The following is a 4,303-nucleotide window of genomic DNA, read 5'->3' as shown; positions in this document are numbered from 1 at the left end:
TCGTTACGCCATTCGTGCAGGTCGGAACTTACCCGACAAGGAATTTCGCTACCTTAGGATGGTTATAGTTACCACCGCCGTTTACTGGCGCTTAAATTCTCAGCTTCACCCCCCGAAAGGAGTTAACCGGTCCTCTTAACGTTCCAGCACCGGGCAGGCGTCAGTCCATATACATCGTCTTGCGACTTCGCATGGACCTGTGTTTTTAGTAAACAGTCGCTTTCCGCTGGTCTCTGCGGCCACCCACCCCTAGCTCGAGAAAAGCTTCAGGATGTTTGGCCCCCCTTCTCCCGAAGTTACGGGGGCATTTTGCCGAGTTCCTTAACCACAGTTCACCCGATCGCCTTGGTATTCTCTACCTGACCACCTGTGTTGGTTTGGGGTACGGGCCGTGCATGCACTCACTAGAGGCTTTTCTCGGCAGCATAGGATCACTCTACTTCGCCTCAAACGGCTACGCATCACGTCTCAGAGTATGTAAAGCACGGATTTGCCTATGCTTTCTCCTACACGCTTACACCAGGACAACCATCGCCTGGCGGAGCTACCTTCCTGCGTCACCCCATCGCTTGACTACTACGAAATCAGGTCCCACGCTCCACACACCACCCTCCGTCCGAAGACATTGGATGATGGCTTTGGGTGGTTAGTATCAAACGCCTCGTCATGGGCGCACATGCTCGGGTACGGGAATATCAACCCGTTGTCCATCGACTACGCCTGTCGGCCTCGCCTTAGGTCCCGACTTACCCTGGGCGGATTAGCCTGGCCCAGGAACCCTTGGTCATCCGGCGGCAGAGTTTCTCACTCTGCATTCGCTACTCATGCCTGCATTCTCACTCCCACACCCTCCACCGCTAGCTTCCGCCACGGCTTCCCTGGATGCAGGACGCTCCCCTACCCATCCACACCACTAGACAAGGACTTCAAGAGTCCAAGCCGATGTATATGTGTGAATGACACAGCTTCGGCGGTGTGCTTAAGCCCCGCTACATTGTCGGCGCAGGACCACTTGACCAGTGAGCTATTACGCACTCTTTCAAGGGTGGCTGCTTCTAAGCCAACCTCCTGGTTGTCTGGGCAATCCCACATCCTTTCCCACTGAGCACACACTTAGGGGCCTTAGCTGGTGTTCTGGGCTGTTTCCCTCTCGACGACGAAGCTTATCCCCCGCCGTCTCACTGCCGTACTCTAACACCACGGTATTCGGAGTTTGGTTGATTTCGGTAACCCGGTAAGGCCCCTAGACCATCCAGTAGCTCTACCCCCGTGGAGAAACATACGACGCTGCACCTAAATGCATTTCGGGGAGAACCAGCTATCACGGAGTTTGATTGGCCTTTCACCCCTACCCACAGCTCATCCCCTCAGTTTTCAACCTAAGTGGGTTCGGGCCTCCACGACGTCTTACCGTCGCTTCACCCTGGCCATGGGTAGATCACTCCGCTTCGGGTCTAGACCACGCGACTACAATCGCCCTATTCAGACTCGCTTTCGCTACGGCTACCCCACACGGGTTAACCTCGCCACGCAGCACTAACTCGCAGGCTCATTCTTCAAAAGGCACGCCATCACCCAACAAGTGAGCTCTGACGGCTTGTAGGCACACGGTTTCAGGTACTCTTTCACTCCCCTCCCGGGGTACTTTTCATCTTTCCCTCACGGTACTAGTCCGCTATCGGTCTTCAGGAAGTATTTAGGCTTACCGGGTGGTCCCGGCAGATTCACAGCAAATTCCACGAGCTCGCTGCTACTCGGGAACACCAAACAAACAGTCAACGACATGTTTTCGCGTACGGGGCTCTCACCCACTCCGGCCGCCCATCCCAAGGCGTTCCACTAACACACGTGACCATTCCGAGGACTGTCAGATCCTCGACGCTGGGTCCCACAACACCGCCTGCACAACGCCTGACAGCTTGACATGCAAACGGTTTAGCCTCATCCGCTTTCGCTCGCCACTACTCACGGAATCACGGTTGTTTTCTCTTCCTGCGGGTACTGAGATGTTTCACTTCCCCGCGTTCCCTCCACACACCCTATATATTCAGGTGCGGGTAACACCACATCACTGGTGCTGGGTTTCCCCATTCGGAAATCCTCGGATCACAGCTCGGTTGACAGCTCCCCGAGGCATATCGCAGCCTCCCACGTCCTTCATCGGCTCCTGAAGCCAAGACATCCACCATGTGCCCTTAACAACTTGACCACAAAGATGCTCGCATCCACTCTACAGTTCTCAAACACCACACCAGAAACACACAACGTTCCAGGGCTGTGACGCCCTGAGGCGTGTTGCCTCAGGACCCAACAGTGTGCATAGCAAACAACCCACCACCCAGCTCCACGACCGGGGTTCCACGCGAAGCAAGCTCCGCAGTACTAGCCGGCGGTTTCACAACCGCGGTGAGCCATAACCAGTAGTTCCACAATTCCTTGAGCAACCATCGCAGAGATGCATTCGACCTCTAGGTGATGGCCACCCCACCAGGTTGGCCCGGGTATCCCGGCCTGATGGATGTGTTGTGCTCCTTAGAAAGGAGGTGATCCAGCCGCACCTTCCGGTACGGCTACCTTGTTACGACTTCGTCCCAATCGCCAGTCCCACCTTCGACCACTCCCTCCCTTGCGGGTTGGGCCATGGGCTTCGGGTGTTACCGACTTTCATGACGTGACGGGCGGTGTGTACAAGGCCCGGGAACGTATTCACCGCAGCGTTGCTGATCTGCGATTACTAGCGACTCCGACTTCACGCAGTCGAGTTGCAGACTGCGATCCGAACTGAGACCGGCTTTAAGGGATTCGCTCCACCTCGCGGTATCGCAGCCCTCTGTACCAGCCATTGTAGCATGTGTGAAGCCCTGGACATAAGGGGCATGATGACTTGACGTCATCCCCACCTTCCTCCGAGTTGACCCCGGCAGTCTCCCACGAGTCCCCGCCATAACGCGCTGGCAACGTAGGATAAGGGTTGCGCTCGTTGCGGGACTTAACCCAACATCTCACGACACGAGCTGACGACAGCCATGCACCACCTGTACACCAACCACAAGGGAAGCCCCATCTCTGGGGATGTCTGGCGCATGTCAAGCCCAGGTAAGGTTCTTCGCGTTGCATCGAATTAATCCACATGCTCCGCCGCTTGTGCGGGCCCCCGTCAATTCCTTTGAGTTTTAGCCTTGCGGCCGTACTCCCCAGGCGGGGCGCTTAATGCGTTAGCTACGGCACGGACAACGTGGATGTCGCCCACACCTAGCGCCCAACGTTTACAGCGTGGACTACCAGGGTATCTAATCCTGTTCGCTCCCCACGCTTTCGCTCCTCAGCGTCAGTATCGGCCCAGAGACCCGCCTTCGCCACCGGTGTTCCTCCTGATATCTGCGCATTTCACCGCTACACCAGGAATTCCAGTCTCCCCTACCGAACTCAAGTCTGCCCGTATCGACCGCACGCTCCACGTTAAGCGTGGAGATTTCACGGCCGACGCGACAAACCGCCTACGAGCTCTTTACGCCCAATAAATCCGGACAACGCTCGCACCCTACGTATTACCGCGGCTGCTGGCACGTAGTTAGCCGGTGCTTCTTATCCAGGTACCGTCACTTGCGCTTCGTCCCTGGCGAAAGAGGTTTACAACCCGAAGGCCGTCATCCCTCACGCGGCGTCGCTGCATCAGGCTTGCGCCCATTGTGCAATATTCCCCACTGCTGCCTCCCGTAGGAGTCTGGGCCGTGTCTCAGTCCCAGTGTGGCCGGTCACCCTCTCAGGCCGGCTACCCGTCGTCGCCTTGGTAGGCCATTACCCCACCAACAAGCTGATAGGCCGCGGGTTCATCCTGCACCGCCAGAACTTTCAACTCCTCTAGATGCCTAGAAAAGTGATATCCGGTATTAGACCTCGTTTCCAAGGCTTATCCCAGAGTGCAGGGCAGATTACCCACGTGTTACTCACCCGTTCGCCACTCATCCCCACCCGAAAGTGGTTCAGCGTTCGACTTGCATGTGTTAAGCACGCCGCCAGCGTTCGTCCTGAGCCAGGATCAAACTCTCCAACAATGAACAGTTTAATCGAGGCAATTTAATGCTCTCAAAGGAACCTCATACGAGGTTCAATACATAAGCTCTACTGGCTTAGTTCACTAGCACACTGTTGAGTTCTCAAGCAACACACCCCGACCAACCCTGGACCCAAGGCCCAGCGTCACCCGAAGCGGGTTATTCCTAGCAGTTTTTGGTGGGACACCCACTCAATCGCTATCCGCGAGAGCTTGGTTCGTGTCTCCGTGTCGGCCGGGTTTCCCTGG

2 rRNA genes are annotated in these 4,303 nt (G+C 56.3%); both read right to left on the bottom strand.

What is annotated here, in order from left to right:
• A 23S ribosomal RNA gene (locus tag ACZ52J_RS42685) occupies positions 1–2,209 on the bottom strand; the annotation flags it as partial.
• A gap of 327 nt (positions 2,210–2,536) precedes the next feature.
• Positions 2,537–4,055, bottom strand: a 16S ribosomal RNA gene (locus tag ACZ52J_RS42680).
• Positions 4,056–4,303: the final 248 nt, after the last annotated feature.

This window comes from Kitasatospora sp. NPDC034035 (assembly GCF_055575755.1).
Note: the sequence above shows the minus strand (reverse complement) of the source record. Positions and strands in the feature narration are given on the sequence as shown.